Source organism: Duganella sp. AC237 (assembly GCF_979254035.1).
Map to the genome: position 1 here is coordinate 1,603,881 of NZ_CEEDEW010000003.1, position 25,535 is coordinate 1,629,415.

The following is a 25,535-nucleotide window of genomic DNA, read 5'->3' on the forward strand; positions in this document are numbered from 1 at the left end:
CGCCGGGGTTTTTTTTTGCGGCAACGGATTCAATTGCCTTTTTACCAGTGCTGGAGTAATTTGACGCATGGCAGCATAAATCAGTATTGAGGAGCATCAAGGTGAGTGACGAAAAGTTGAATCCGTGGTCCGGTTGGCCGACCAATCCTTTCTCCCTCGCGCAGCAGGCGACCGACTATTGGGTCGATGCCTGCCAGCGCAGCGTGTTGTTCATGGATGTGCTGCGCCAGCGCGGCGACGAGCGCAACCTGCGTACCGAGGAGACCGCGCCGCACGTGCTCAGTTTTGCCTTCAAAGTCATCATGGACGGCCGCGACCTCGAGCGCCCGGTCAACTACGGCCTGTGCTACATCGCTCCGCCGGACGGCGTGACCCCCGACCCCACCAAGCGCCCATTCATCGTGTTCGATCCGCGCGCCGGCCACGGGCCAGGCATCGCCGGCATGAAACAGGATAGCGAGATCGGTGTCGTGCTCAAGGCCGGCCATCCGTGCTATTTCGTCGGCTTCCTGCCCAAGCCGGTGCCGGGCCAGACCATCGAAGACGTCTGCCGGGCCGAGGCGAAATTCATCGCCCATGTGGCCGAACTGCATCCGCAGGCTGACGGCAAGCCTGCGCTGATCGGCAATTGCCAGGCCGGTTGGCAAATCATGATGACGGCCGCGCTGCAGCCGGACCTGGTCGGTCCGCTGGTGCTGGCCGGGGCGCCGCTGTCGTATTGGGCCGGCGTGCGCGGCAAGAACCCGATGCGCTACCTGGGCGGCGCGCTCGGCGGGACGTGGACGACGTCGCTGGCGGGCGACCTGGGCAACGGCACTTTCGACGGCGCGCAGCTGGTCGAGAATTTCGAGAAAATGAACCCGGCGAACACGATGTGGAGCAAGAACTACAACGTGTATTCGAAGATCGACACCGAGGCGGCGCGCTTCCTGGAATTCGAACGCTGGTGGGGCAACCCGGTGCTGCTCAACGCCGGCGAGATGCAATACATCGCCGACTCGCTATTCGTCGGCAACAAGCTGAGCGCGGCCGAGCTGCTCGACAGCGAAGGCCACCGCATCGACCTGCGCAACATCAAGTCGCCGATCGTGGTGTTCTGCTCGTGGGGCGACGACATCACGCCGCCGCAGCAAGCGCTCGGCTGGGTGCTGGATTTGTACGAGGACGACGATGCGCTGGTCGCCGGCGGCCAGACCATCATCTACACCATGCACCAAAGCATAGGTCACCTGGGCATCTTCGTTTCGGCCTCCGTGGCCAACAAGGAGCACGAGGAATTCACGGCCGCCATGGACATGATCGACATCATGCCGCCTGGCTTGTACGAGGCGGTGTTCCTCGACAAGGACGAGGAAATGCTGCAGGCCGAGATCGCCGCAGGCGACATGATGGGCGGCGACTTCGTCATGCGTTTCGAGCGGCGCGGCCTGGATACGCTGCGCGCGCTGGGCGGCAACGACGCCGAGGACGAGCGCCGCTTTGCGACCGTGGCGCGGGTGTCGGAAATCAACCAGGGCCTGTACCGCCAGTTCGTCAGCCCGATCGTTAAAAGCATGGTGACGGAAGAGAGCGCCGAACGGCTGCGCGAATCGCACCCGCTGCGCTTGCGCTACACGGCGTTCTCCAGCAAAAACAAGCTGCTCGACGGCATCCCGGCGCTGGCCGAGAAGGTGCGCGTGCAGCGCCGTCCGGTCGATAAGAGCAACGTCTTCCTGCAGATGCAGGAGCACATGTCGAAGCAGATCGTCGCCACGCTGGATGCCTATCGCGATGCCCGCGACGAGGCGACGGAGAAGTTCTTCCTCAGCGTGTACGGTTCGCCGGTGTTGCAGGCGCTGGTGGGCTTGCGATCCGACGCCGGCGCGCCGCGCCGCATCGGCCGCGACCTGGCGCACGAGGCGGCGTTGAACGCGTTCCGCGCGGCGGCCGCTACCAAGACCGCCGAGGGCGGGGTGACGGAGGCGATTATCCGCGGCTTGCTCTACATCTATCGCAGTCCGGAGATGAGCGCGGCCGATGAGCGCGCGTTTGCGACGATACGCCAGCTGCGCCTGCGCACCTCGGACGACGAGGAGTTGAGCGTGACGCAGTTCAAGACCATCGTGCGCGACCAGTATCTGATGTTGCAGGTCGATGAAGAGGCGGCGATGCGCGACCTGCCGCTGCTGCTGCCGGAGGAGCCGGAAGCACGCGCGGCGGCTCTGGGCATCGTGCGGCAGGTGGCGGGCGCGACCGGTACCCTGGTCGGCGACGGCGCGGTGCGGCTCGAGCGCGTGGCCGAGATGTTCGGTCCGCAGGCGCCGAAGCTGGCGGTGGTGCGCAAGAAGAAAAAGGAAGCGTAAGGGAGGGCGGCGCCGATGAACGCAGCCCGATGAGACACGAAGAGACACGTAGGGCGGGTTAGCGGGCGAGGCCCGCTAACCCGCCCTGGGGGCCCATCGAAGAGGCGGCCTACTGCCGTAGGCCTTAAGAGGCGGAACGCCGTAATCCGCCAATGCATGCGCCCCCGCGACGCACACATTGGCGGATTACGCTGCGCTAATCCGCCCTACGTATTTGCGAGGTCCTTCCGCATGAACACACTCATTGGGTCCTCCGGATAATCGCCGAACGCACCGCAGCGCTGGAACCCATGCCGCTCATACAGCCCCATCGCCTCCGGCTGCGATGGCCCGGTCTCCAGCACCATCTGCGCGCAACCGGCTTCCACCGCCGCCGCTTCCAGCAAGCTCAGCAAGCCTCGCCCAGTGCCTTTGCCGCGTCCGGCGGGGTCCACATACAACCGCTTGATCTCGCCAAACTCCGGCGACAGTACGATCGCGCAGCAACCGACGATCTTGCCGGCGGCATCGCCTTCGCGCGCCACGGCAAACTTCACGTGCGGCGCCATCAACGACGGCAAATCCAGCGCATAGACGAGCTCCGGCGGATATAGCGACAGCTGATACGCATCGAGATCGGCGATCAGGGAAATGACTTCAGGCTGGTTCGGGGTTTCAAAGGTGATATGCATCATGGATGATCGGTCATTTTGTTGGATGGCAAATCCAGTATAATGGATGGCATGGATATAAACAAATTAATTGCAGGCCGCGTGCTGGCCTTGCGCGAAGCGCGCCAATTGTCGTTGACGGCTTTGGCGGAACTGAGCGGCGTCAGCCGTTCCAACATTTCGTTGATCGAAAGAGGCGAGAGCAGCGCCACCGCCACCGTGCTCGACAAGCTGGCCGGCGCCCTCGGCGTGACGTTGGCCTCGCTGTTCGAAGCCGACGAAAGCTCTGCCGCGCCGTCGCCGCTGCGCCGCGCGGCTGATCAGCAGGTATGGACCGACCCGGCCTCCGGCTACGTGCGGCGGCACTTGTCGCCGGCGGCGCGTTCTCCGCTGCAACTGGTCGAGGTGGTGTTCCCGCCCGGCCAGCGCGTTGTCTATGAGCGCATGGCGCGGGCGTCGGACATCCACCATCAGATGTGGATGCTCGAAGGCGTCATGGATATCTCGTGCGGCGACCAACAGTGGCGTCTGGAAGCCGGCGATTGCGTGGCGATGCGCGAAGATCAGCAGATCGTCTACGCCAATCCCGCCAGCGCCCCGGCGCGCTACCTGGTCGGTCTGGTGACCTTGCCGTTCGCTCCAGCGGAGCGGTCCGTTGGCCCGCTGCGGGGTTTGGCGATATAATGACGACCCTCATCCGTTTCCCGTAGCAACCGCCATGACCATCATCGACCAGCCAACCACCGATACAGCCGCAGCGCCTGGCATCAAGCCGAGCCGCCGCCTGTCGGTCGCGCCGATGATGGACTGGACCGATCGCCACTGCCGCGTGTTCCACCGCCACATCAGCCGCCACACGTGGCTGTACACGGAGATGGTCACCACCGGCGCGCTGGTCTACGGCGACGTCGAGCGCCACCTGCGCTTCAACGAGGAAGAGCACCCGGTTGCGCTGCAACTGGGCGGCAGCGACCCGACCGACCTGGCCACCAGCGCCAAACTGGGCGAAAAATGGGGCTACGATGAGATCAACCTGAACTGCGGTTGCCCGTCCGAGCGCGTGCAGAAGGGCGCTTTCGGCGCCTGCCTGATGGCCGAGCCGCAACTGGTGGCCGACTGCGTCAAGGCCATGCGCGATGCCGTCAGCATCGACGTCACCGTCAAGCACCGGATCGGCATCGACCAAACCGAAAGCTACGATTTCGTCCGCGATTTCGTCGGCACCGTGGCCGATGCCGGCTGCAAAACCTTCATCGTCCACGCCCGCAACGCCATCCTCAAGGGCCTGTCGCCGAAGGAAAACCGCGAGGTGCCGCCGCTGAAATACGATTACGCCTACCGCCTCAAGCGCGATTTTCCCGACTTCGAAATCATCATCAACGGCGGCATCAAGACCGAGGGCGAGATTGACGAGCACCTGCAACATCTGGACGGCGTCATGCTGGGCCGCGAGGCGTATCACAATCCGTTTGTGATGGCCACGTTCGACCAGCGCTACTATGGCGACGACAACGCCGTCGTCAAGTCGCGCGAGCAGGTGATCGAGGCGATGATTCCCTACATCCGTGCCCAGCTGGCACTGGGCGAGAAGAGCCTCAAGCTCAACAGCGTCACCCGCCACATGCTGGGCCTGATGACCGGCCTGCCTGGCGCCCGCCAGTTCCGCCAAGTGTTGTCCGATTCAAAAAAGCTCGCCGCCGGCGACGCCAATCTCCTCCTCGAAGCGGCCGCCCGGCTGCGTACCGCCGCTTAAGTCTTGCCTATCTGGCACTGATTTCACCAATGTGTTGGTATTTCCACGCAGAAATTCGAGATGCGTAAAATAGTGGCATTTTTTTCTTGCTTTGAGGAAAAATTTGCATCTATAATTCATCAAACACCACACATTTCCAACACCATTCATCGCATATTGCGGCGCAAAAACTACACCCAAGCCTCTGTGTAGCGCTTAATTTTGCATTCGCAGTCATTGTTTGCTAATGTCATGTTTTATTGATTCACGGCAATGAGCGTGCGGATAGTGTTCTCGTAGCAACGAGTCAGTCCAGGGCAAATTCTTATCAACAGTGTCACTTAAGAAGAAGACGAAATGAATTTAGCAAAAATGAAAGTCGGAACGCGCCTGGGCCTCGGATTCGCCCTGGTACTGGTGTTCCTGATCGCCGTGACCACGGTCGGCATCTTCCGCATGGCGCAGATCCAGGATCGCCTGGACCACGTCATCAGCGTCAACAACGTCGTCTCGCGCCTGGTGCTGGACATGCGCACCAACGTCAACGACCGTATCAGCTCGCTGCGCGTGCTGACCCTGATGACCGACCCGGCCGACATGGAACCGGAACTGAACCGCGTCAAGGAACTGGCCGGCAAATACACCGAAGCACAGAACAAGCTGGGCGCGCAATTCGCCATCGAAGCCACCCCTGAAGAGAAGGCCCTGCTGGCCACCATCAAGGAACAGGAAGGCCTGGCCATGCCGGCGATCGCCAAGGCGACCGAGCTGTGGTTGGCAAGCAATGCCGAAGGCGCGACCCGCGTGCTGATCAAGGAAATCCGTCCGGCCCAGAAAAAATGGATGGCCGCGCTCGATCAACTGGCCACGCTGGAAGACAAACTGAACGCGCAGATGCAGGTCGACGCCGCCAACGGCTTCTCCAGCGGCCGCAACTTCATGATCATCATGGGCCTGCTCGCGGTCGGTATCTCGATCGTCGCCGCGCTGATGATCACCCGTGGCCTGCTCAAGCAGCTGGGTGGCGAGCCGGACTACACCGCCTCGATCGCCAGCAGCATCGCCAACGGCGACCTGGCCGTGTCCATCGACACCACCGGCAACGACAAGGACAGCCTGCTGTTCGAAATGAAAGAAATGCGCAACAGCCTGGTGGACATCGTCGGCCAAGTCCGTTCGGGCACCGAAACCATCGGCACCGCCTCGCGCGAGATCGCAGCCGGCAATATCGACCTGTCGGCCCGTACCGAAATGCAAGCGAGCTCGCTGGAAAAAACCGCCTCGGCGATGGAAGAGTTGACCTCGACCGTGAAACAGAACGCCGACAACGCCCGTGAAGCCAACCAGCTGGCGTCGGTGGCGTCGGACGTGGCGATCAAGGGCGGCAAAGTGGTGTCGGAAGTGGTCAACACCATGAGCTCGATCGACGCATCGGCCAAGAAGATCGTCGACATTATCGGTGTGATCGACGGTATCGCCTTCCAGACCAACATCCTGGCGCTGAACGCCGCCGTCGAAGCGGCCCGTGCCGGCGAACAGGGCCGCGGCTTCGCCGTGGTGGCGTCGGAAGTGCGCAACCTGGCCCAGCGCTCCGCTGGCGCCGCCAAGGAAATCAAGATGCTGATCGACGACTCGGTCGAGAAGGTCGGCGCCGGCACCAAGCTGGTCGGCCAGGCCGGCGTCACGATGGATGAGGTGGTCGCCTCGGTACGCCGCGTGACCGACATCATGAGCGAAATCGCCAACGCCAGCCAGGAACAAAGCGCTGGTATCGAACAGGTCAACCTGTCCATCATCGAGATGGACAGCATGACCCAGCAAAATGCCGCGCTGGTGGAAGAGTCCGCCGCCGCAGCACAAAGCTTGCAAGACCAGGCCTCCGAGTTGTCCCGGGTGGTCAGCATCTTCAAGCTGGTGGAAGGCGAGGAGCGCGTTGCCGCTCCGGTATTTACGCCAGCCCCGAAGGCAGTGGTCAAGCCGATCACCGCCGCCCGCGCTCCTGTAAAGAAATTGCCGTCCAAGCCGGCCGCAGCGATCGCCAAACCGAAGAAAGTCGTCAACGGCCCGAGCAGCAGCGCCGCCGACGAGTGGGAAGAGTTTTAAAAGCTTGCCTCGGCCTGCTGTCGCCCTTTGCGACACGTGTGCGGGCCTTGGCGTCTATCTAATCAGTGTCTAAAAATAATTGTTGGGAAATACAAATGAACAAGTTTTCGATCATCGCCGCCGTCGTTCTGTCCGCCGTCTCCGCCGTCACCATCGCCGCCGAAGTGCCGGCCTCGGTCGACGCCAAGAACTGCAAAGCCGAATACCCGAAGGCATCGCTGATGAATGAAGAGCAGGGCGACGTCAAGATGGCCTTCCTGGTCGGCGCCGATGGCAACGTCGTCGAGTCGAAGCTGGAAAAATCGAGCGGTTTCAAGAACCTCGACAAAGCGGCGCTCAAAGCGCTGAGCGGTTGCAAGTTCAAGCCGGGCACCAAGGACGGCGCGGTAGCACAGACCTGGACCAAGGTCGACTATAGCTGGAAGCTGTAACACCTGTCTCAAGTGGCCATGCCGCGGTGGCGTGGCCGATTGCCGAATCCATATACTAGGGGAAATCAGATGTCTACAAATAAGCGTTGGTTGAGTGTGGTTGCAGCAGTGCTCGTGTCGAGCGTTCCAGCGGCGTTCGCCGCCGAAGTGCCGGCCAGTTTCGATGCCAAGAACTGCAAAGCGGAATATCCGAAAGCGTCGCTGATGAATGAAGAGCAGGGCACGGTATCGATGTCGTTCCTGGTCAAGGCTGACGGCTCGGTGTCCGATTCCAAGCTGGACAAGACGAGCGGCTTCAAGAACCTGGACAAGGCCGCCATCAAGGCCCTGAGCGCCTGCAAATTCAAGCCCGGTACCAAGGACGGCGCGCCGGCCGAGACCTGGACCAAGGTCGACTACGCCTGGAAACTGGACTAAGCATAGTCCCGCAAGGCAATACCAGAAGGAGCCGCATTCGGCTCCTTTTTTTTCGCCTGTACTATTACGTGTAACAAGCTGTAATCTGGCTGCGAACGCGCTAAACTTCCTTATATAGTACGATTCTGGAACAAGGAGATTGCCATGAAGATTATCTTTGCCGTTATCGGCGCGATGGTTGCGCTGACCGGGTGCGCCGTGCAGCAGCCGTATTACACCACCGCCCAGGTACAGGATCCCTACCAGTGGCGCACCGTCTCCGTGACGCCGTCGAACCGCGCTCCTGGCAGCGCGCCGACGACCGTCTACACGACCGAGGAATTGCCGGCGCCGAGCTCGCGCGTGGTCTACGCCGAACCGGTGAGCAGCACCACCTATGTGGTCGCGCCTCCGGTCTATTACGCGCCCGCGCCTGTGTATTACCAGCCGGCCCCGTCGTATTACTACCCGCCGGTCTCCATCGGCCTGGACTTCTCGTTCAGCCGCTTCTCGGGCGGCCATCGTGGCGGCTGGGGACGCGGTGGCTGGGGTCGTGGCGGTTATCGCCGGTGATGGCCGGTCGCTGACCTAGCTGCGGACATAAAAAATCCCGCCATGCCTCGTAAGGCCTGGCGGGATTTTTACATTCGTCCGGGAATCTATGCTGCGCCTAGGCGCCGGCATATCACGACGTTAGCGCAGCACGTAAACCGATGCCTGGCCCAGCGCATTACCCTCTACCAACACATAGGTCGAAGCGCAAGCAAGACTGAGCAGTAAAGCGCCGTATGCGAAATGGAGATAGCGTGCCATGACAGACTCCCGGAGGTGGGTGAGGGTTGTTGATGTCTCCAGAATAGTCTTAAGGCCACATTAAGAACATCAGCATAATGTCCGAGGTCGTGTAGGACAACACGCCGTCTCTATCTTTTCGTCAACACTTTATTTAATTTTCCACAGTACCACGGGGCCGGCAGGGGCGGTGTCTGCGGCGTTGGAGACTTCGAGCCAGCGCTGCAGACTGTCGGGCGTCTTCAGGTGGATGCCCATGCCGTCGATCAGGCCGACCAGATCGAGCATCTTGGCGTCGATCTTCGCTTTGGACACGGTGGGCGCGCCCATGACCATGCGGTCGTAGGCTTTGCGCGCCTTGTTTTCCCATTTGTGCAGGCTGCTGTCCTCGAAGCGGTTGGATTCAAAGTAGACGGTCAGCGAGCCGTCCGGGTTGCCGAAGCCGACAATGCCCGAACCGCTGCGGATGGCCGCGTTGTTGCCGGGGTCGAACATTTCCGATGGGACGAACACGCCGGCGCGGCCGTCGATATCCGGACGGCCAACGGGCGTGTCTTTGCTATAGGTACTAACTTCTGAGAGTGATTTTGGTTCAGACATGGCTGCGCGGTAGGTGAGACGTGGATGACGTGATTCGGGGAGCGATGTGGACGCTGATCGGTGCCGAAAAGCAGCCTTATTGTAGCGTTAATCTAGTGCCATCGGGCAATGGCTTGCAAAATATTCCGACTGTGGCAAATCGGTTTTCGTGGGCGGATGTTCGACCGGTGCCTCGCAAGTGATTGAGAGCCCGTCTGCACCGTTCCGGCTGACGATGATTTCGACGTACTGGACGCTTGGGTGCGAGAGCATTTGTTTAAAATCTACGCCGATTGCGCCATCCTGCACCGAATACGGTCGACGCCTGGCCGAAGTAACCATAGGAACAACACATGCAATTTCGCCACCTCGCAGCCGCAGCAGCCTTCATCTTCGCCATGTTCCCCGCGCTTGCGCAGACCGCAGCGCCAGCATTCGGCACTTACCTGCGCCCCTACGCAGCCGACTCCCTGTGGAACTCGCGCCCGGTCGATCCGGTGCTGGGACCTACGAGATACCCAAATCGCGCTACTACCCCGCGATGACGTCGGGGTCGTTCTCGACAGGCCTGTATCTGGCCAAGCCGAGCGACACTCCAATGACCGTCACCGGTTTCGCTGGCACCGCCGGCGTGGTCGACCCCGACAGCCAAGTCTCGCGTTCGGTGACCTTGCCGCGATGGCCCGCGACCGCTGTGCCCGCGTCGGGCACGGACGGCCACATGGATATCTACGATCCGGTGACCAATATCATCCACTCGTTCTGGAAGCTCAAAAAGGTCAACGGCAAATGGAACGCCGCACTGTATGCCTGGTCGCCCGCCGACGGCAGCGGCTGGGGCGATCCGGCCCATCACTATCGTGGCGCGCGCGCCGTCGGCGTGGCGGCCTCGGCCGGCCTGATCCGCGCCGGCGAAATCAAGGACGGCTTGCCGCATTACCGCCACGCCCTGGCCATGTCGCTGACCTTTAACGGCTTGTCGGCCAAGACCCCGTATATCTACCCGGCCACGTCGGCCGATGTCGATGCCGCCACCACCAACAGCGGCCAGATCCCGGAGGGCGCGCTGCTGATGCTGCCGAAGAGCTACGACACCAGCAAGATCGCCAATGACGATCTGCGCAAGTTGGCTGAGACGCTCAAGACCTACGGCGCCTACGTGGTCGACCGCAACGACGGCACACCGTTTGCCATCTATGTGGAGAGTGGCGCACCGTTCGACCTGCACAAGGGCGGCTGGGACAACGCCGTGGCCGCCGAGCTGGACCGCATCCGCGCCAACCTGCGCCAGGTGATCTCGGCGCCGACGTGGATCGACGGCAACGGCAAAGCGATGACGCCGAAACCTGCGGTGAGCAACGCTCTGTCGATGCGCGGCCCGTGGTCGCGTCTGTCGGGCACCGGCAGCGGCAGCTTCGATACCTGGTCGCAGGCGCTCCAATTTACCACCAGCGCCACGCCGACGATCATGACCAACGGCAATTCGAGCGGGATCAGTAAGGTCGCGTGGGGCGCGCCGCTGGTCGGCACCACGCAACAGTTGACCGTCACGGCCACCGGCGGCGCCAAGCTACGCATTGTTGTGTACAGCGGCTCCAAGGCGGTCTACGACAGTGGCTCGCTCGGCAACGAGGGCTCCGCCCGGTTCGTCTGGCCGAGCGGCGCTTGGTATGTGCTGTACGCAACAAGTGGCACCGGCGGGCCGTCGAGTGTCGGCGGAACGTTGGTCGCGGTGCCGGAGTAGGTTGGGTGGGATGCTCGAGGACCACTGCCCCGGACGTGGTCGCGAAGCCGGGCGTTGTGTCACGCGCGGGGACGGATGGGCGCCCATTTTTAGCTCGAGCATGCAGAACGAAAAAAGCCCAGTCAAACACTGGGCTTTGCACGACTACTTTACTGCGCTGGTGCCCGAACCATTGTGGCGCGGATGCTGCCAGTTTGATTCGCGGGGTTCCAGATTTTAATGATCAGCCATGCATCTTTTTCCCAAGTCAATGTGCCGGTTTGTCCGTTGGTCAAGAAAGGAATGCTTGACTTCAACGTCGAGCCGACGTACATCTCGAAAGCAATCTTTGCGTTTCCTTCAGCTACCGAGGTGAAAAGGAATTTCTCGCCAGCCTTGGGATATGCCCAAGTAATTGCGCCGAGGCCAGTACTCGCAACACCGTTGGTAGCGGCCTGTTGAAAGGTTGGCAATGAGCGGGCGGGCAAAACAATACTTGGCGAGTTGGAGTCGTACCGAACAGCTGGAGCATAATTGCCGCCCGGCATCGTCGTCCAATCGCCCCTCATTGAAAGGATGTTCGGATTTCCAACTTTGTCGGCATTCGTGGGCTGCCCATTACCATCGATCCAGCTAGATGCGGACACAACTTGTCGAAGCGCGGCGCGAATCCGATGCAATTCAGGGATGACATCGTTGTAGTTGCCTGTGGATAAGCCGTAGGTAGGATTGGTCTGATCTGCATCGTTCTCGACATAAATATAGAAGGGTGTGTCGCCATTCTCATCGACCACTCGAGCACCGAAAAGTTTGAGGGTGTTCACCACTTTCTCCAACCTCGGATTATCGATCAGCATCCGATAATCAGCTGGAAGCATCATCAGGGCTCCCTCCGGCACGCCGGGAGTCCCTACGTGTATGTATTTTGAATCGACATCTGCAGCTGTGGCGGGGAAAACGTAGGTTGGATCACCGGACTTGCCGGCAAGACCCTGCCTCTCGATAGACATGGCGAGCGCGTGCTTAAAATGGTCTTCGCCATCATCGAACTCATGCAGCCTGATTATCCCGGCTACGCTGGGTACGCCGACCGCGCGCGCACCTTGATAGCTATGGCTTGGATCTGGCCATCCCCGCCCGTCCACCAACGACCAAGCATGTTGTTTTGCCGTCCATTTACCATTGACGAACTTGAGTTGCCAGAAGCTGTGAATTTTGCCGGACACTTCGTCGAAGATATCGGCGTGCCCGTCACCCCCAGCTGCCGGTGTCACGAGCGCAGGCCAGCGGGGAAGCGTCACCGTCGCCGTTGGGAACCTTGCCTCCGGGTCTGCAATGCCGGATTGTCCTTCTATCGGATAGACGGTCATCGGGCCGTCGGACGCAGTCGCCTTGAAGGCTTTCGTCGAATATATACCTTGTGAAACCATCGGGTTTAGCACTTTTGGAATTTCATATGTGCCCAGGACCGGGTTCAGCGGCCGCGAATTCCACAACGAATCAGCGGCGAACGGCTTTTCGAAACTGCCGAACGGAGGTGTGACCTGAGCGAATGCTTGCGACACGAACAGCGCAGCCGCTGTCAGCATGAGAAGTTTCTTCATTTTTTGCTTTCAAGATAATATTGGGCAGAGCCAAAGTTTATCCGATTGAAAGTATTGCAATCTATCCAATTGTCACATGCAAGCTGCGCCCGATTTCGCCGATGCGCTGGCGCGGCTTTACTTCTATGCTGTGTTTCCTGTGCAGCGTCAAGAGCCGCAGACGACGTTGAAAGTTATTTTGGACAATAAAAAACCGCCCTATAGGCGGTTGATTATTAAGGAAGATTTTGGGGTGGCTGATGGGGCTCGAACCCACGACAACAGGAATCACAATCCTGGACTCTACCAACTGAGCTACAGCCACCACTGTCTTACTTCAACTATCCAGCTATTCGCTGAACAGGTGCCGAATTATACAAGCCTGATTTGAATCCTGCAAATCTAAATGCAAAGTTTCCCGCGAAAGATGAAGTTTTGCTCAGACATCAACTTTCTCGACCGGCGGACGCAGCTCCAGCAGCTTGTCGAAGGCGGGCGCCAGGGCGCTGACGTCGGCCGTAGTAAAGCCACGCAGCGTGGGCTCGGCGGTACTGTCATCCTGCAGCACGCGCAGCAGGCGAGCCGCCTCCAGCAGACGCACCAGCTGACGCGCCACCGCGTCGCCGGTATCGATCAAGGTCACATCGGTGCGGGCGTGATCGCGCAGCACGCGTTCGATGCCGGTCTTGATGAACGGATAGTGTGTGCAACCGAGCACCAGCGTATCGGCGCCCTGGTCCAGCAGCGGGGCGACATAGCGCTCCAGCATCGCGCCGATGGCCGGCGTTTCCAGATCGCCCTGTTCGATCAGGTCGACCAGCCCGACGGCCGGTTGCAGCAGGAATTCGGTATTGCTGGCGGCGGAAATCTGCTCGCGCAGTTGCAGGAACTTTTCACCCTGAAGCGTGCGCGCCGTCGCCAGCACGCCGACCTTGCCGCTGCGCGTGGCGCTGACGGCGGGTTTGAGACCCGGCTCCACACCGACCACCGGCAACTCCGGATAGCGCGCGCGTACTGCCTTGATGGCGGCCACGGTGGCGGTATTGCAGGCCACCACCAGCGCCTTGGCGCCGTGCTCCAGCAGGAAATCCGTCACGGCCAGCGCGCGGTCGACGACAAACTGTTCGGTCTTGTCGCCATACGGCGCGTGGCCGGAATCGGCGAAGTACATCAGGTGTTCGTGCGGCAGCTGCGCGCGAATATGGCGCAGCACCGACAGCCCGCCCACGCCGGAATCGAAAACGCCGATGGGCGCTTCAGCCGAAGAGTCGGCCAAAGCGTCGGCCAGACTTCCGGCCGGATGCGGGCGGGCGCTGGTCATCAGGCGGTGACGACCGGGATGTTCAACTGCTCGATCTTGGCTTTCCACTCCGCCGGGCCGGTGTTGTGCACCGAGGTGCCGGCCGCGTCGACGGCCACCGTGACCGGCATGTCGACCACGTCGAACTCGTAGATCGCTTCCATGCCCATGTCGGCAAAGCCCAGCACCTTGGCGCCCTTGATCGCCTTTGAGACCAGGTAGGCCGAGCCGCCCACCGCCATCAGGTAGGCCGACTGGTGCTTCTTGATCGATTCGATCGCGACCGGGCCGCGCTCGGCCTTGCCGATCATGGCGATCAGGCCGGTTTGCTCGAGCATCATGTCGGTGAACTTGTCCATGCGGGTGGCGGTGGTCGGGCCGGCCGGGCCGACGACTTCGTCACGCACCGGATCGACCGGGCCGACGTAGTAGATCACGCGGTTCTTGAAGTCGACCGGCAATGGCTCGCCCTTGGCCAGCATGTCCTGGATGCGCTTGTGCGCGGCGTCGCGGCCGGTCAGCATTTTGCCGTTCAGCAGCAGGGTTTGGCCCGGCTTCCACGAGGCGACTTCTTCCTTGGTCAGGGTGTTGAGGTCGACGCGCTTCGATTTTTCGGTGTCCGGCGCCCACGAGACGTCCGGCCAGGTCGACAGCGGAGGCGGCGTCATGTAGGCAGGACCGGAGCCGTCCAGCACGAAGTGGCCGTGACGGGTGGCCGCGCAGTTCGGGATCATCGCCACCGGCTTTGAGGCCGCGTGGGTCGGATGCATCATGATTTTCACGTCGAGCACGGTCGTCAGGCCGCCCAGGCCCTGGGCGCCGATGCCCAGCGAGTTGATCTTGTCGCACAGTTCGATGCGCAGCTCTTCCAGCTTGTTCTGCGGGCCGCGCTGCTTCAGTTCGAACATGTCGATGTCTTCCATCAGCACTTCCTTGGCCATCAGCATGGCCTTCTCGGCGGTGCCGCCGATGCCGATGCCAAGCATGCCCGGCGGGCACCAGCCGGCGCCCATGGTCGGCACGGTCTTCATGACCCAGTCGATCAGCGAATCGGACGGATTCATCATGATCATCTTGGATTTGTTTTCCGAGCCACCGCCCTTGGCCGCGACCTTGACGTCGACCGTATTCCCTTCGACCAGTTCCATATGGACCACGGCTGGCGTATTGTCCTTGGTGTTCTTGCGGTCGAAATGCGGGTCGGCGACGATCGAGGCGCGCAGTTTGTTGTCGTCGAAGTTGTACGCGCGGCGCACGCCCTCGTTGACGGCGTCGGTGACGGTGCCGCTGAAGCCCTCGAAGCGCACGCCCATGCCGATTTTCAGGAAGACGTTGACGATGCCGGTGTCCTGGCAGATCGGACGCTTGCCTTCCGCGCACATGCGCGAGTTCGTCAGGATCTGCGCGATCGCGTCCTTGGCCGCCGGGCTCTGCTCGTGCTCGTAGGCGCGCGCCAGGTGCTCGATGTAGTCGGCGGGATGGTAGTAGCTGATGTACTGGAGCGCGGCGGCAACGGATTCGATCAGGTCTTCTTGCTTTATGATGGTCATGATGTTCTCGCGAGGGAAGGGTGATACTTGGTGGACTAGTGAGATTTGGAATCTTGGTGCGTCATGGTGGTGAGACGGTCGGTGTAGGCGATCGCCAGCGCCGACACCAGGAAAGCGATATGGATCACGGTTTGCGCGATCAGCACCTTGGCGTCGTAGGAAGCAGCGTTGATGAAGGTCTTCAACAGGTGGATCGACGAGATGCCGATGATGGCCATGGCCAGCTTGGTTTTCAGCACCGAGGCGTTGACGTGCGACAGCCATTCTGGCTGGTCGGGATGGCTCTCCAGGTTCATGCGGGAGACGAAGGTCTCGTAGCCGCCGATGATGACCATGACCAGCAGATTGGAAATCATGACCACGTCGATCAGGCCCAGCACCACCAGCATGATGGTGGTTTCATTGAGTTTGGTCGGCATGGAGCCGCTGTTGGGCACGGCCACGGCCTGGAAGATGTGCTGCAGTGCCGCCTCGTTGCCCATGGCCGCGCCGATCAGGTCTTTCAGCTCGACCCAAAAGTGGAATACGTACACGCACTGCGCCAGGATCAAGCCCAGATACAGCGGCAACTGCAGCCAGCGCGACATGAAGATAAACGCTGGCAGGGGACGCAGCTTGGGTTTAGGATCGGTCATTAAAGCGGAGCTCCTGAAAATGAGGCAGACTAGATAAAGGTTGCCGACATTTTACACGTGCTGCTCAGCAATCGCACCGCCGTGTTGCGGCGCAACGCCGAAGCATAGTGCCGTGGAAATATTGGTAAAATTGAACAGCGCAGCATCGGTTACACAGCGACCGGGGCGGCTAGCAGTCTGTAAGGGCTCAGTAAGCGACAAAGTTTATGTTGGTGCAAAACACTACAACAATGGAGACACGTATGAGCAGCACAACCACGCAGCAAGGCCCACAGGAATCCCGCATCTTCAATCCACCGGCGGCGTTCACGGCCCAAGCCACCGTCGCCGGCATGGAAGCCTACAACGCCCTGTGCGCCGAAGCGGAAGCCGACTACGAAGGCTTCTGGTCGCGCCTGGCGAAAGAACACCTGGTCTGGCAAAAGCCGTTCACCAAGACCCTCAACGAAGACAACGCCCCGTTCTACAAATGGTTCGAAGACGGCCACCTGAACGTCTCGTACAACTGCCTCGACCGCAACCTGCAGAATGGCAACGCCGACAAGACCGCCATCATCTTCGAGGCGGACGACGGCATGTCGACAAACGTCAGCTACCGCGAGTTGCATGAAAAAGTCTGCAAATTCGCCAACGGCCTCAAATCGCGCGGCATCAAGAAGGGTGACCGCGTCATTATCTACATGTCGATGTCGGTCGAAGGCGTGGCCGCGATGCAAGCGTGCGCCCGCATCGGCGCCACGCACTCGGTCGTGTTTGGCGGCTTCTCGGCCAAATCGCTGCAGGAGCGCATCATCGACGCCGGCGCGGTGGCCGTCATCACCGCCGACGAGCAACTGCGCGGCGGCAAGCACTTGCCGTTGAAAGCCATCGTCGACGAAGCGCTGGCGCTGGGCGGCTGCGACACCATCAAGGACGTCATCGTCTACCGCCGCACGGGCGGCACGATCGCCTTCAGGGAAGGGCGCGACACCTGGCTGCACGAACTGGTCGCCAACCAGCCGGCCGAATGCGAACCGGAATGGGTCGACGCCGAGCATCCGCTGTTCATCCTCTACACGTCCGGCTCCACCGGCACCCCGAAAGGCGTGCAGCACTCGAGCGGGGGCTACCTGCTGTGGGCCGCGCTGACGATGAAATGGAGCTTCGACATCAAGCCGAGCGACGTCTACTGGTGCACCGCCGACATCGGCTGGGTGACCGGCCACAGCTACATCGCCTACGGCCCGACGGCGGTCGGCGCCACGCAAGTGGTGTTCGAAGGCATCCCGACGTTCCCGAACGCCGGGCGCTTCTGGGACACTATCGCCAAGCACAAGGTCAGCATCTTCTACACGGCGCCGACGGCGATCCGCTCGCTGATCAAGGCCTCGGACGTCGACCCGAAAGTGCACCCGAAAAACTACGACCTGACGTCGCTGCGCCTGCTGGGCACCGTGGGCGAGCCGATCAATCCAGAAGCGTGGATGTGGTACTACACGCAAGTGGGCGGCGAAAAATGCCCGATCGTCGACACCTTCTGGCAAACGGAAACGGGCGGCCACATGATCACGCCGCTGCCGGGCGCCACGCCGATGGTGCCGGGCTCGTGCACCTTGCCGCTGCCGGGCATCATGACCGCCATCGTCGATGAAGCCGGTGTCGACGTGCCGAACGGGCAGGGCGGCATTTTGGTCGTCAAGCGTCCATGGCCGTCGATGATCCGCACCATCTGGAACAACCCCGAGCGCTTCAAGACCAGCTACTTCCCGGAAGAACTGGGCGGCAAGATGTATCTGGCGGGCGACGGCGCGATCCGCAACAAGGACACCGGCTACTTCACCATCACCGGCCGCATCGACGACGTGCTCAACGTCTCGGGTCACCGCATGGGCACGATGGAAATCGAATCGGCGCTGGTGGCCAACCCGCTAGTGGCGGAAGCGGCGGTGGTCGGCAAGCCGGACGACACCACCGGCGAATCGATCTGCGCCTTTGTCGTGCTCAAGCAAGCGCGTCCGACCGGCGACGAAGCCAAGAAACTGGCGCTGGAGCTGCGCAACTGGGTTGCCAAGGAGATCGGCCCGATCGCCAAGCCGAAGGAAATTCGCTTCGGCGACAATCTGCCGAAGACGCGCTCGGGCAAGATCATGCGGCGCCTGCTGCGTGTGCTGGCCAAGGGCGAGACGATCACGCAGGACGTCTCCACCCTGGAAAATCCGGCCATCCTCGAGCAGCTCAAGGAATCGTCCTGATCGACTGAAACGGCGGCGCGCGCCGGCCAGTCCGGCCGCGCCGCCGGTTTAGCGTGGCGCCAGCATCCGGTCCACGCGTTCGGACAGCGCATCGATATTAAACGGCTTGGTCATCACCTCGATGCCCTCGTCGAGCTGGCCGCCGCCGAACACGGCCGTTTGCGCGTAGCCGGTCAAAAACAGCACGCGCATTGCGGGCCGGTTCACGCGGCCGGCCTCCGCCATCTGGCGTCCGTTCATCCCGCCGGGCAAGCCCACATCGCTGATCAGCAAATCGATATGCACGTCGGACTGCAGCACGGCCAGGCCGCTCGCGCTATCGGCCGCCTCGATCACCTTGTAGCCCATGTCCTCCAGGATATCGACGATCAGCAAGCGCACGCTCGGCTCGTCATCGACCACCAGCACGGTCTCGTGCGTGGCATGATGAACCGGAAGCGACGGCAAGGTCGGCACCGGCGCCGGCTCCGCCACGCCATGATGGCGGGGCAGATAGATGCACACGGTCGTACCGCGTCCCACCTCCGAATAGATGCGCACCAGGCCGCCGGACTGCTTGGCGAAGCCGTACACCATCGACAAGCCCAGTCCGGTGCCTTCGCCGGGCTGCTTGGTCGTGAAGAAGGGCTCGAACACCCGGCTCATCACCTCCGGCGGAATCCCGGTGCCGGAGTCGGTGATGCTCAGCGACAGATATTCGCCCTCCGGCATTTGCTGGGCGGCGGCGGCCCGCTGGTTCAGGCGCTGGTTGGCCGTCGCGATACGGATATGGCCGCCATCGGGCATCGCATCGCGCGCGTTGATGCACAGGTTCAGCAGCGAATTTTCCAGCTGGGACGCATCGACCAGGGCGGTCCACAAGTTCGTCGCGCCAATGACCTCGATCGCCACGGCCGGGCCGACGGTACGGCGCAGCAAATCCTCCATGCCCCGCACCAGGCGGTTGACGTCGGTCGGCTTCGGGTCAAGGGTCTGCTGGCGCGAGAAGGCCAGCAAGCGATGGGTCAGCGACGCCGCGCGCTTGGCCGCGTCGCTGGCGACATCGATATAGCGGGCGATATCGCCGAAGCGGCCCTGGCTGGCGCGCAGCTCCAGCATTTCCAGGCTGCCGGTGATACCGGCCAACAAGTTGTTGAAGTCATGGGCCAGGCCGCCGGTGAGTTGTCCCACCGCCTCCATCTTCTGGGCCTGGCGCAGGGCATCCTCGGCCGAGCGCAGCGCCTCGGCGCTCTCGCGCTCCGACGTGAAATCGCGGCCGACGGCATAGATGCTATCGGCGTCGGGCTGGGTGGACCACGAGATCCAGCGGTAGCTGCCGTCCTTGTGGCGATAGCGGTTATCGAAGCGGGTATGGTAGCCGCCGTCGGCCAGGAGCTGGGCGCCGGCGATGGTACGGTCGATATCGTCGGGGTGGATCAGTTTCAGCAGGCTCACGCCGACCAGATCGGCCTCGTCCCAGCCCAGCACGTCTTTCCATGCCGGATTGGCGGTCTTGATCTGGCCGTCGAAGCCGCAACGCAGCATGATGTCGGCGGACAGCTCCCACAGGCGGTTGCGGTCGCGCGTGGTTTCATCGACGGTGCGTTCCAGCGTCTGCTGGGCGCGGTGGATCGCCTCTTCCTTGCGCACCTGATCAGTGATCTCGATGCCTTGGTTAAACAGGCCGGTGATCGTGCCGTCTTCTCCGGTGATGGGTGCGGCAGAAAAGTTCCAGATGGTTTGTTCCATCTGGCCGTTACGCAGGATCATCAGCTCGACGTTGGTGCTGGAGAAGCCGATGCCGGTCGCCATGGCTTCATGGAATTGCGGCGCGACTTGCTCCCAAGCGCTGCCCCACACCTCGGCCACAGGTCTGCCGAGGGCGGCGGGATGGCGGTCGGCCATCGAAGGGATATAGGCGTCGTTGTAGAGCATGCACATGTCGGGCCCCCACAGGATGGCGCCGAGGATGGGCGAGTTCAGGCAGGCGGACACGACCGAGCGCAGCGATTGCGGCCAGGTGTGGGGATCGCCCAGCGATGACGTCGACCAATCGTGGCTGCGCATGCGGGCGCCCATTTCGCCACCGTTGTCCATGAAAGAAAGCGAAGTCGTCATAGTGTCTTTTGGTGTGGCTTTTTTGCTGTCCGGCGTGGTCTCGTGGACGGTTTTTGGGTGTTGTACTGGTGCTGTTGTGTTTGGAGCTGTGGTGCTTTTGCCGGGGCGCGGTCGGGGGCCAGGCGGAGGGAAATCGGGTCGCCACCACGGGTTTAGCGGGCCGCTTTGCGGCTGCGTGGGGGACGCGGGTTATTGTAGCGTAGGAATTGACCCGGTGGGTTGCATGTGGGCGGGGAAATAAAGTTGGTGGTATGGGGAATGTTTGCTATAATTCGCGGCTTCTCCGAGAGGGGAAGGAATGCAGGAGAGGTGGATGAGCGGTTGAAGTCGCACGCCTGGAAAGCGTGTATAGGGTCAAACCTATCGGGGGTTCGAATCCCCCTCTCTCCGCCAAGAATAGAAATGTGAAAAAGGCCACCTTCGGGTGGCCTTTTTGCATTTCTTTCGTGGCGGAGAGAAGGAGGGCGCCTGCGCGCCCTCCGAGGTCGCCAAGGCGGCCGGTTCGAAGGCCTCGCCCCTGCAGGGGCGTGCCTCTCGGAATCGGCTGCCTGCCGCCGCGTAAGCGGTGGCGCGCCGACAGGCGCAGCGCATAGCGCAAAAATTCCTGCCAACACTGTTTCTCGCGTTCATTTGGCTGATTGTCAGACTTGACCCTCGTTGCGTGACCCTCGTTGCGCAGGCGCGAAGTCGCGCTGCAAAGAAGGTCTTTGACTTTTAGTGGCCGTTCGAGATCGGCGCGCCTATGCTTGCCCATTTTTATAGTTCTATGTGCAGAACACGCACAGGCGGACCTCGTTCGCCTTGAATTACGTTCATCGCGCACCGATTGTCGCGGGAGCAAGCCACCTCAGGGGTGGCTTTTTCTATTGGGGCGCCACTTTCGCGAGGCAGCCATGTCCAGGATCTGCTGCCGCACAACCGCCAGCCCGACGGTGACGACATAGGGCGAACTGGCGGGCCGCGAGATTAACGTGACAATTGGATATAATTTAACATAATTAAATATGCAAAAATTCAATTCCGTTAATAACTGGAATTGTCATGAAAAAACTTTTAGCATTGACCGTATTTGCTGCGATCAGCATAAACGGGATTGCGCAGACCGCTCCGGCGCCGGCGTTCGGGACATTCCTTAAACCTTTTGATGCGGATTCGCTGTGGAACTCTCGTCCAGTCAATCCGGTGTTAGCGGCGCCAGTGTTGACGGCACTGAATGATCCAGTGATTGAATCGGCCCAGCTGTCATTAAAGCCGGCCTTAACAAGCGATACCGATTTGCCGATGGTAGTGTATCCTTTTGCTGGCACCGCTGGTATTGCCGAGCCTGACGCTGGTAATGTACAGTCCGTCAGCCTGCCCCGGTGGCCTGTCGGGGTGGTCCCGGCGAGTGGCACCGACGGCCATGCCGATATCGTCGATCACGTCACCGGCATCGTACACAGCTTCTGGAAATTGCAATCTGTCGACGGCAAATGGCGCGCAGTGCAGCATTCCTGGACCCGTATCGACGGCACCGGTTGGGGAGACCCATCGCACATTCGGCAGGGTTCGCGGGCAGCTGGGGTGCCGGCGATGGCCGGGCTGATTCGCGCCCACGAAATCAATGATGGAAAAGCGAATTACGAGCACGCGTTGACGATGTCGCTGCCCTACGAATTTTTGAGCAAAGGCTACGTTTACCCGGCAACCGCCACGGATGAAGACGCTTACAAGCATAGCGGGACCATCCCGCAGGGTGCGCTGATGATGCTGCCGCCGAACTACCAGATGCGCATCAAAAATCCGCAATTGCTGAAAATCGTTAATACGCTAAAGACCTATGGCGCGCGGGTAGTCGATACCAATCGGGGCACGGCTTATGCCATCTATGTGGAAAGTGGCGCGAACTTCAATCTTCAGGCCGGCTCAACCGCTTTCGATGTGCTGACCGAATTGCGTTCGATTCGCGCCTCGCTTTCACAGGTGGTAACGGCCGACGGCTATCTGAACGGCGACGGCCAACCGAGCAACAACGGACAACCGGGCGGCGAGAATATCCTCTCGATGCGCGGGCCTTGGACCGTTTACGGTTCGGGTGTGGCCCAGCCCTTTAATACCGTAACGCAAGCCATCGAATTCCCTGCAGGCCCACAGGTGACGCAGTTCAACGGCAACTCCACTGGCATCGCCGGCGGCTCGGCCGGCGTTACGTGGGCCCAGCCCGGAGAAGGGGAGCACTACCAGTTTACGAGCGTGGCAACCGGCGGAGCGGCCATCCGTATCCTCATTTATACGGGAAGCTCGACGGTGGTGCATGACTCTGGATACCTCGCCGATGGCGCGGTGTCGAATTTTATCTGGCCTAAAGGCGGCTGGACCTCCATCTTTGTCAAAAGCGCCGCCAATCAAAAAGGCAGCATTCGAGGCACCTTGATCAAGCAGTAACACGCTTGGGGTTGATGATTGTCTTCAGGAATCGCTGATTTGATGGATGCGAGGGTCCAGCCGTTTGAACCTGCAGTGGTGGATGGCTCCCTCGATACATGAATGGGCGCCCGCGCCGACCGAGCCCATGCCGAGTGCATGACTCGGCACGCTGCCGGCGGCATCGACTACATCAGACATTAATCGGAAACAATTGCGCAGAACCATTTGGGCCGCCTTGAGCGGCCCTTTTCTATTTGAGGTACACATGACCGCCGGAGCTTCGGCTGAACAGCTATACCGCGACGCGCGATTTTCACAGTGGCCCGCATAAATCAAGGTACATGACATAAGCTGCGACGTAGCCAAGTTGGGGATGCGCGAATGCTCCAGGGATCGTACCCACCGTCTTGAAATCCAGCGACCGATACAAGGAGATCGCCGCGAGATTGGTGGCCACAACCTGGTTAAATTGCATTGCCCGAAATCCCGCTGCTCTTGCTTCTGCGAGGCAGTGCTTGACGAGCATGCGGCCAATGCCTTGGCCTCGGGCCTGTCCGGCGACTAAAAAAGTGGCTGTGGCAATGTGCGAACCTCGGCCCGGCATATTGGGGCCGTAGCGATACATGCCGAGCAAAAAGCCTTCGCGATAGGCGACGACACATCCATGTGCGCCAAGCCATTGGCTTTCGATGAAGTCGAGATTGACTTCATCGCGGAACGGAAGCGTATCGCCTTCGGACATTACCGAATGAAACAGCGCAAGCATCGCGCTCGCGTCGTCCGGGCGCGCGGCGCGCAAATCGAGCTCGGCCATGAGGTCTCCTTCCACATAGGCCATCAGTTCACCGGATTTTTCATCCAGTTCGCCATCAAATCCACCACTTCTTTTTCCTGGCCGATGAAGCCGTGGTAGTGCATGGCCTCACACACATCTCCGCTCGGGTTGACTCCGCCCGTGACCATTACCAATTTCTTGATGGGTGTATTTTTCAGCCCCTTCATGATCCAGTCCAGGTCGTACGGCTGGCAGATCGGGCAGGCGTCGCTGGCATGATGCACCACCAGCACGGGCAGCTTGAGCACGGCCAGATTTTGCGATGGCACAGCGCCCTGTTTTTTGTAAGCGGTCACGCTGGAGGTCAGTACCAGGCCGGCGATACCGGCGTCGCCAGTGCTGCCGATGGCCGCATAGGTCGCCGAGATGGTGCCGCGACTGGTGCCGACCAGCCAGATCGGCGCCGGACTCTTGGTGCGCACGAATTCCAGCGCGGCGTGAACATCGGCCAGGTGTTTTTCATTGACGCGGTCGCCGTAATCCAGCGCCGGTGTATCGCTGGGCAGCCCGAAGATGGCGACGTTGAAGCCATCCGCCAGGAACAGCGCGACGCTGCGGGCGAGAAAGTTGCGGCTGGTCGGCTTGCCGTCGACCACTTTGCCGTAGCCGCCATTCCCGCCTGTGAACAGGAGCACTGTCGCCTTGGCGCCTTCCTGTGCTTCCCAATAGACGCTGGTTTCAACGCCGGGGCGGGTGGGCAGCTTGAAGGTCTGTCCTTCCGCCTGCGCAGTAAAGCTGCAAACCAGCAGCGCCCATCCAGCCAACCAGCGGATTATCGTCATCGTATATTCTCGGGGAAAAATACGAAAATAGCACAGCCTTCGATCCAATACAAAAAGAAGCGCTACGCTAATCAGAAGAAGGGGAATCACGCGGCGTTCTTCATGGGCATGGGGCCAATCGATCCCAAGACTGGCCGTCCGAGATACATTCTTGTCATGGATCAGTGGAAAGACAAACGGATGATCGGCATGCGGGAAATCTATCCAAGAGCGAAACTGAAAGAGGACGGTGGCGAATAATGAAGACTCCGATAATGCCGAAACCTTCTGGGTTGTTTTTTAGTTTGATCGCGCTCTACCTCACCCAAGCAGCGGTGGCTGCGCCGCTCGTTCTTCAGTGCCCGTTGCGCTACCCTGACGAGCAGCGGTTGCTGGAAATGCGCAACAAGGGCTGGTACGCGCCAGTGACCGACAGGGCCGGTCTGCCACTCAATCAAGCGGGGGCGCTAACAGGACTGGCCGAAGCGAACGGTGAGCTTCGTGGCGACGACCTGCCGAACGGAAGAGGGCGCCGATTTCATTTTCACGGCACAGATGAGGACGGCGAGAAATGGGTCTTCTGCAACTACGAAAATGGCGGTTCAGATCTTCGCCTAATGTATGCCGTACCGGTTAGAATCAGGTTCTGCGAGACTGGCGAAAAGCGCACCGGCCAACGGCTAGCCGCAGCTAGCATCCGCTGCGACTAGTGCGCTTACTAGCGCTAGCGAATCTCATACAACGCCTCGATAACCCAAGCAAGATCGATCCCCGGCTCGTCTCTGAAGGTCAGGAAGAAGGACTGCGCCCATGTCGGATTGAGAGAGGTATTCCAGCGGCAAAACTCAGCTTCCGAGTGCGTGGAAAGGAAAGCCTCGTAAACCAGCTTTTCCGCATCGACAAGCGTGATGACGGCATTCCAGTGCGCAGCGAATTGAGCTGCAAGAACAACTTTTCTCATGGCGCCACCTCCCGTGCATATCAGCAGAAATGCCTCTGTGCTGGAGAGATATACGCGGTGATGGCCTGAACGGTTTCAAACGAGGTGGTGCCTTAGGGGGCGCGTCACGTTGGGGTTGGTCGTTTATCGAAATCTTGATGCTGGGACGTCTGGGTTCCGGTCAACTTGCTGGCGTTGCTGCGATCAAAGGCGAAGTAGCCGATGATTGCCACCAGCACGGCAACGATGACGTACAGGGAGATCTTGTTCATTGTGGAATCCTTTCACGCGAAGTAGGCATTCATCCGTACTACGGCTTCAAGATACCATCGTTTTTGCGCGTTACATTTCATTGCTAAAACATCTGGCGGGCGATCGTTGTGACATGCGGCGCATCTTGCCCGTCCTGAGTGAAGTGGCTGGCCACTTCAGCGAGACGGTGATGTGAT

The 25,535-nt window shown here is 60.7% G+C and carries 23 protein-coding genes and 2 tRNA genes; 13 read left to right on the plus strand and 12 right to left on the minus strand.

Translation table 11 applies throughout. From position 1 onward, the window contains the following. The first annotated feature begins 101 nt into the window (after positions 1 to 101). On the plus strand, positions 102 to 2,342 hold the full coding sequence (locus AC0IYS_RS07480; protein WP_471704576.1) for a DUF3141 domain-containing protein: 2,241 nt from the start codon (positions 102 to 104) through the stop codon (positions 2,340 to 2,342). Between the two features lie 206 nt (positions 2,343 to 2,548). On the opposite strand, the gene AC0IYS_RS07485 is transcribed toward AC0IYS_RS07480, so the two are convergent. Then, the gene (locus AC0IYS_RS07485; protein WP_471708817.1) at positions 2,549 to 3,013 is read right to left on the minus strand and encodes a GNAT family N-acetyltransferase; all 465 of its coding nucleotides are present in this window, start codon (positions 3,011 to 3,013) and stop codon (positions 2,549 to 2,551) included. Positions 3,014 to 3,064: 51 nt separating this feature from the next. Between AC0IYS_RS07485 and AC0IYS_RS07490 the strand changes: the two genes are divergently transcribed. From AC0IYS_RS07490 to AC0IYS_RS07515, 6 genes are all read left to right on the plus strand, one after another. After that, positions 3,065 to 3,676 carry a helix-turn-helix domain-containing protein gene (locus AC0IYS_RS07490; RefSeq protein WP_471704577.1) on the plus strand — a complete coding sequence of 204 codons (612 nt, stop codon included), beginning with the start codon at positions 3,065 to 3,067 and terminating at the stop codon, positions 3,674 to 3,676. A gap of 34 nt (positions 3,677 to 3,710) precedes the next feature. Next, on the plus strand, positions 3,711 to 4,745 hold the full coding sequence (gene dusA / locus AC0IYS_RS07495; protein ID WP_471704578.1) for a tRNA dihydrouridine(20/20a) synthase DusA: 1,035 nt from the start codon (positions 3,711 to 3,713) through the stop codon (positions 4,743 to 4,745). 336 nt (positions 4,746 to 5,081) lie between these two features. After that, positions 5,082 to 6,827, plus strand: a complete 1,746-nt coding sequence (locus AC0IYS_RS07500) for a methyl-accepting chemotaxis protein (protein WP_471704579.1) — start codon at positions 5,082 to 5,084, stop codon at positions 6,825 to 6,827. A 95-nt stretch (positions 6,828 to 6,922) separates the two neighbouring features. Further along, a complete protein-coding gene (locus tag AC0IYS_RS07505; RefSeq protein ID WP_471704580.1) occupies positions 6,923 to 7,258 on the plus strand; it encodes an energy transducer TonB in 336 nt (111 codons plus the stop codon). A 69-nt stretch (positions 7,259 to 7,327) separates the two neighbouring features. Next, positions 7,328 to 7,675, plus strand: a complete 348-nt coding sequence (locus AC0IYS_RS07510; RefSeq protein WP_090315987.1) for an energy transducer TonB — start codon at positions 7,328 to 7,330, stop codon at positions 7,673 to 7,675. A 144-nt stretch (positions 7,676 to 7,819) separates the two neighbouring features. Further along, complete coding sequence (locus tag AC0IYS_RS07515; RefSeq protein ID WP_471704581.1) at positions 7,820 to 8,227, plus strand: hypothetical protein; 408 nt, start codon at positions 7,820 to 7,822, stop codon at positions 8,225 to 8,227. A 369-nt stretch (positions 8,228 to 8,596) separates the two neighbouring features. On the opposite strand, the gene AC0IYS_RS07520 is transcribed toward AC0IYS_RS07515, so the two are convergent. Then, complete coding sequence (locus AC0IYS_RS07520; RefSeq protein ID WP_471704582.1) at positions 8,597 to 9,046, minus strand: hypothetical protein; 450 nt, start codon at positions 9,044 to 9,046, stop codon at positions 8,597 to 8,599. A gap of 451 nt (positions 9,047 to 9,497) precedes the next feature. Between AC0IYS_RS07520 and AC0IYS_RS07525 the strand changes: the two genes are divergently transcribed. Next, complete coding sequence (locus AC0IYS_RS07525; protein ID WP_471704583.1) at positions 9,498 to 10,769, plus strand: Atrophin-1 multi-domain protein; 1,272 nt, start codon at positions 9,498 to 9,500, stop codon at positions 10,767 to 10,769. Positions 10,770 to 10,918: 149 nt separating this feature from the next. Here AC0IYS_RS07525 and AC0IYS_RS07530 read toward each other — a convergent pair whose 3' ends face one another. The 5 genes from AC0IYS_RS07530 to AC0IYS_RS07550 all read right to left on the minus strand — a co-directional run bounded on the left by AC0IYS_RS07530 (position 10,919) and on the right by AC0IYS_RS07550 (position 15,816). Next, positions 10,919 to 12,352: an Atrophin-1 multi-domain protein gene (locus AC0IYS_RS07530; RefSeq protein ID WP_471704584.1), complete on the minus strand. Its 1,434-nt coding sequence runs from the start codon at positions 12,350 to 12,352 to the stop codon at positions 10,919 to 10,921. Positions 12,353 to 12,580: 228 nt separating this feature from the next. After that, positions 12,581 to 12,656, minus strand: a tRNA-His gene (locus tag AC0IYS_RS07535). A gap of 114 nt (positions 12,657 to 12,770) precedes the next feature. After that, positions 12,771 to 13,652: a glutamate racemase gene (gene murI, locus AC0IYS_RS07540; protein ID WP_471704585.1), complete on the minus strand. Its 882-nt coding sequence runs from the start codon at positions 13,650 to 13,652 to the stop codon at positions 12,771 to 12,773. Continuing rightward, entirely contained in the window at positions 13,652 to 15,181 is a 1,530-nt protein-coding gene (locus AC0IYS_RS07545; protein ID WP_090315975.1) for a fumarate hydratase, read from the minus strand. Before AC0IYS_RS07545 ends, murI begins: the two co-directional genes overlap by 1 nt. A gap of 35 nt (positions 15,182 to 15,216) precedes the next feature. After that, positions 15,217 to 15,816 (minus strand): TIGR00645 family protein, encoded by a 600-nt coding sequence (locus AC0IYS_RS07550; protein WP_471704586.1) that lies wholly within the window; start codon positions 15,814 to 15,816, stop codon positions 15,217 to 15,219. Between the two features lie 242 nt (positions 15,817 to 16,058). Between AC0IYS_RS07550 and acs the strand changes: the two genes are divergently transcribed. Further along, positions 16,059 to 18,047, plus strand: coding sequence for an acetate--CoA ligase (gene acs / locus AC0IYS_RS07555; RefSeq protein WP_471704587.1), 1,989 nt, complete (start codon positions 16,059 to 16,061; stop codon positions 18,045 to 18,047). A 48-nt stretch (positions 18,048 to 18,095) separates the two neighbouring features. On the opposite strand, the gene AC0IYS_RS07560 is transcribed toward acs, so the two are convergent. After that, positions 18,096 to 20,144, minus strand: a complete 2,049-nt coding sequence (locus tag AC0IYS_RS07560; protein ID WP_471704588.1) for a hybrid sensor histidine kinase/response regulator — start codon at positions 20,142 to 20,144, stop codon at positions 18,096 to 18,098. 303 nt (positions 20,145 to 20,447) lie between these two features. Here AC0IYS_RS07560 and AC0IYS_RS07565 point away from each other — a divergent pair. Further along, positions 20,448 to 20,537: transfer RNA gene (locus tag AC0IYS_RS07565), tRNA-Ser, on the plus strand. A gap of 648 nt (positions 20,538 to 21,185) precedes the next feature. Further along, positions 21,186 to 22,568, plus strand: a complete 1,383-nt coding sequence (locus AC0IYS_RS07570; RefSeq protein WP_471704589.1) for an Atrophin-1 multi-domain protein — start codon at positions 21,186 to 21,188, stop codon at positions 22,566 to 22,568. A 295-nt stretch (positions 22,569 to 22,863) separates the two neighbouring features. On the opposite strand, the gene AC0IYS_RS07575 is transcribed toward AC0IYS_RS07570, so the two are convergent. Together AC0IYS_RS07575 and AC0IYS_RS07580 are read right to left on the minus strand one after the other, a co-directional pair. Further along, complete coding sequence (locus AC0IYS_RS07575) at positions 22,864 to 23,364, minus strand: GNAT family N-acetyltransferase (protein WP_471704590.1); 501 nt, start codon at positions 23,362 to 23,364, stop codon at positions 22,864 to 22,866. Positions 23,365 to 23,387: 23 nt separating this feature from the next. Next, the gene (locus AC0IYS_RS07580; protein ID WP_471704591.1) at positions 23,388 to 24,257 is read right to left on the minus strand and encodes an alpha/beta hydrolase; all 870 of its coding nucleotides are present in this window, start codon (positions 24,255 to 24,257) and stop codon (positions 23,388 to 23,390) included. Positions 24,258 to 24,275: 18 nt separating this feature from the next. Between AC0IYS_RS07580 and AC0IYS_RS07585 the strand changes: the two genes are divergently transcribed. Both AC0IYS_RS07585 and AC0IYS_RS07590 read left to right on the plus strand, forming a co-directional pair. Continuing rightward, complete coding sequence (locus AC0IYS_RS07585) at positions 24,276 to 24,407, plus strand: hypothetical protein (protein WP_471708818.1); 132 nt, start codon at positions 24,276 to 24,278, stop codon at positions 24,405 to 24,407. Continuing rightward, complete coding sequence (locus AC0IYS_RS07590; protein ID WP_471704592.1) at positions 24,407 to 24,856, plus strand: STY0301 family protein; 450 nt, start codon at positions 24,407 to 24,409, stop codon at positions 24,854 to 24,856. Before AC0IYS_RS07585 ends, AC0IYS_RS07590 begins: the two co-directional genes overlap by 1 nt. Before the next feature lie 14 nt (positions 24,857 to 24,870). Here AC0IYS_RS07590 and AC0IYS_RS07595 read toward each other — a convergent pair whose 3' ends face one another. Continuing rightward, on the minus strand, positions 24,871 to 25,107 hold the full coding sequence (locus AC0IYS_RS07595; RefSeq protein WP_471704593.1) for a hypothetical protein: 237 nt from the start codon (positions 25,105 to 25,107) through the stop codon (positions 24,871 to 24,873). 104 nt (positions 25,108 to 25,211) lie between these two features. After that, a complete protein-coding gene (locus AC0IYS_RS07600; protein ID WP_471704594.1) occupies positions 25,212 to 25,358 on the minus strand; it encodes a hypothetical protein in 147 nt (48 codons plus the stop codon). Between the last annotated feature and the right edge of the window lie 177 nt (positions 25,359 to 25,535).

Coding starts and splice junctions, on each gene's coding strand:
- AC0IYS_RS07485 (WP_471708817.1), bottom strand. CDS start 3,013: ATGCATATCACCTTTGAAACCCCGAACCAGCCTGAAGTCATTTCCCTG.
- AC0IYS_RS07490 (WP_471704577.1), top strand. CDS start 3,065: ATGGATATAAACAAATTAATTGCAGGCCGCGTGCTGGCCTTGCGCGAA.
- dusA (WP_471704578.1), top strand. CDS start 3,711: ATGACCATCATCGACCAGCCAACCACCGATACAGCCGCAGCGCCTGGC.
- AC0IYS_RS07500 (WP_471704579.1), top strand. CDS start 5,082: ATGAATTTAGCAAAAATGAAAGTCGGAACGCGCCTGGGCCTCGGATTC.
- AC0IYS_RS07505 (WP_471704580.1), top strand. CDS start 6,923: ATGAACAAGTTTTCGATCATCGCCGCCGTCGTTCTGTCCGCCGTCTCC.
- AC0IYS_RS07510 (WP_090315987.1), top strand. CDS start 7,328: ATGTCTACAAATAAGCGTTGGTTGAGTGTGGTTGCAGCAGTGCTCGTG.
- AC0IYS_RS07515 (WP_471704581.1), top strand. CDS start 7,820: ATGAAGATTATCTTTGCCGTTATCGGCGCGATGGTTGCGCTGACCGGG.
- AC0IYS_RS07520 (WP_471704582.1), bottom strand. CDS start 9,046: ATGTCTGAACCAAAATCACTCTCAGAAGTTAGTACCTATAGCAAAGAC.
- AC0IYS_RS07530 (WP_471704584.1), bottom strand. CDS start 12,352: ATGAAGAAACTTCTCATGCTGACAGCGGCTGCGCTGTTCGTGTCGCAA.
- murI (WP_471704585.1), bottom strand. CDS start 13,652: ATGACCAGCGCCCGCCCGCATCCGGCCGGAAGTCTGGCCGACGCTTTG.
- AC0IYS_RS07545 (WP_090315975.1), bottom strand. CDS start 15,181: ATGACCATCATAAAGCAAGAAGACCTGATCGAATCCGTTGCCGCCGCG.
- AC0IYS_RS07550 (WP_471704586.1), bottom strand. CDS start 15,816: ATGACCGATCCTAAACCCAAGCTGCGTCCCCTGCCAGCGTTTATCTTC.
- acs (WP_471704587.1), top strand. CDS start 16,059: ATGAGCAGCACAACCACGCAGCAAGGCCCACAGGAATCCCGCATCTTC.
- AC0IYS_RS07560 (WP_471704588.1), bottom strand. CDS start 20,144: ATGACGACTTCGCTTTCTTTCATGGACAACGGTGGCGAAATGGGCGCC.
- AC0IYS_RS07570 (WP_471704589.1), top strand. CDS start 21,186: ATGAAAAAACTTTTAGCATTGACCGTATTTGCTGCGATCAGCATAAAC.
- AC0IYS_RS07575 (WP_471704590.1), bottom strand. CDS start 23,364: ATGGCCGAGCTCGATTTGCGCGCCGCGCGCCCGGACGACGCGAGCGCG.
- AC0IYS_RS07585 (WP_471708818.1), top strand. CDS start 24,276: ATGGGGCCAATCGATCCCAAGACTGGCCGTCCGAGATACATTCTTGTC.
- AC0IYS_RS07590 (WP_471704592.1), top strand. CDS start 24,407: ATGAAGACTCCGATAATGCCGAAACCTTCTGGGTTGTTTTTTAGTTTG.
- AC0IYS_RS07595 (WP_471704593.1), bottom strand. CDS start 25,107: ATGAGAAAAGTTGTTCTTGCAGCTCAATTCGCTGCGCACTGGAATGCC.
- AC0IYS_RS07600 (WP_471704594.1), bottom strand. CDS start 25,358: ATGAACAAGATCTCCCTGTACGTCATCGTTGCCGTGCTGGTGGCAATC.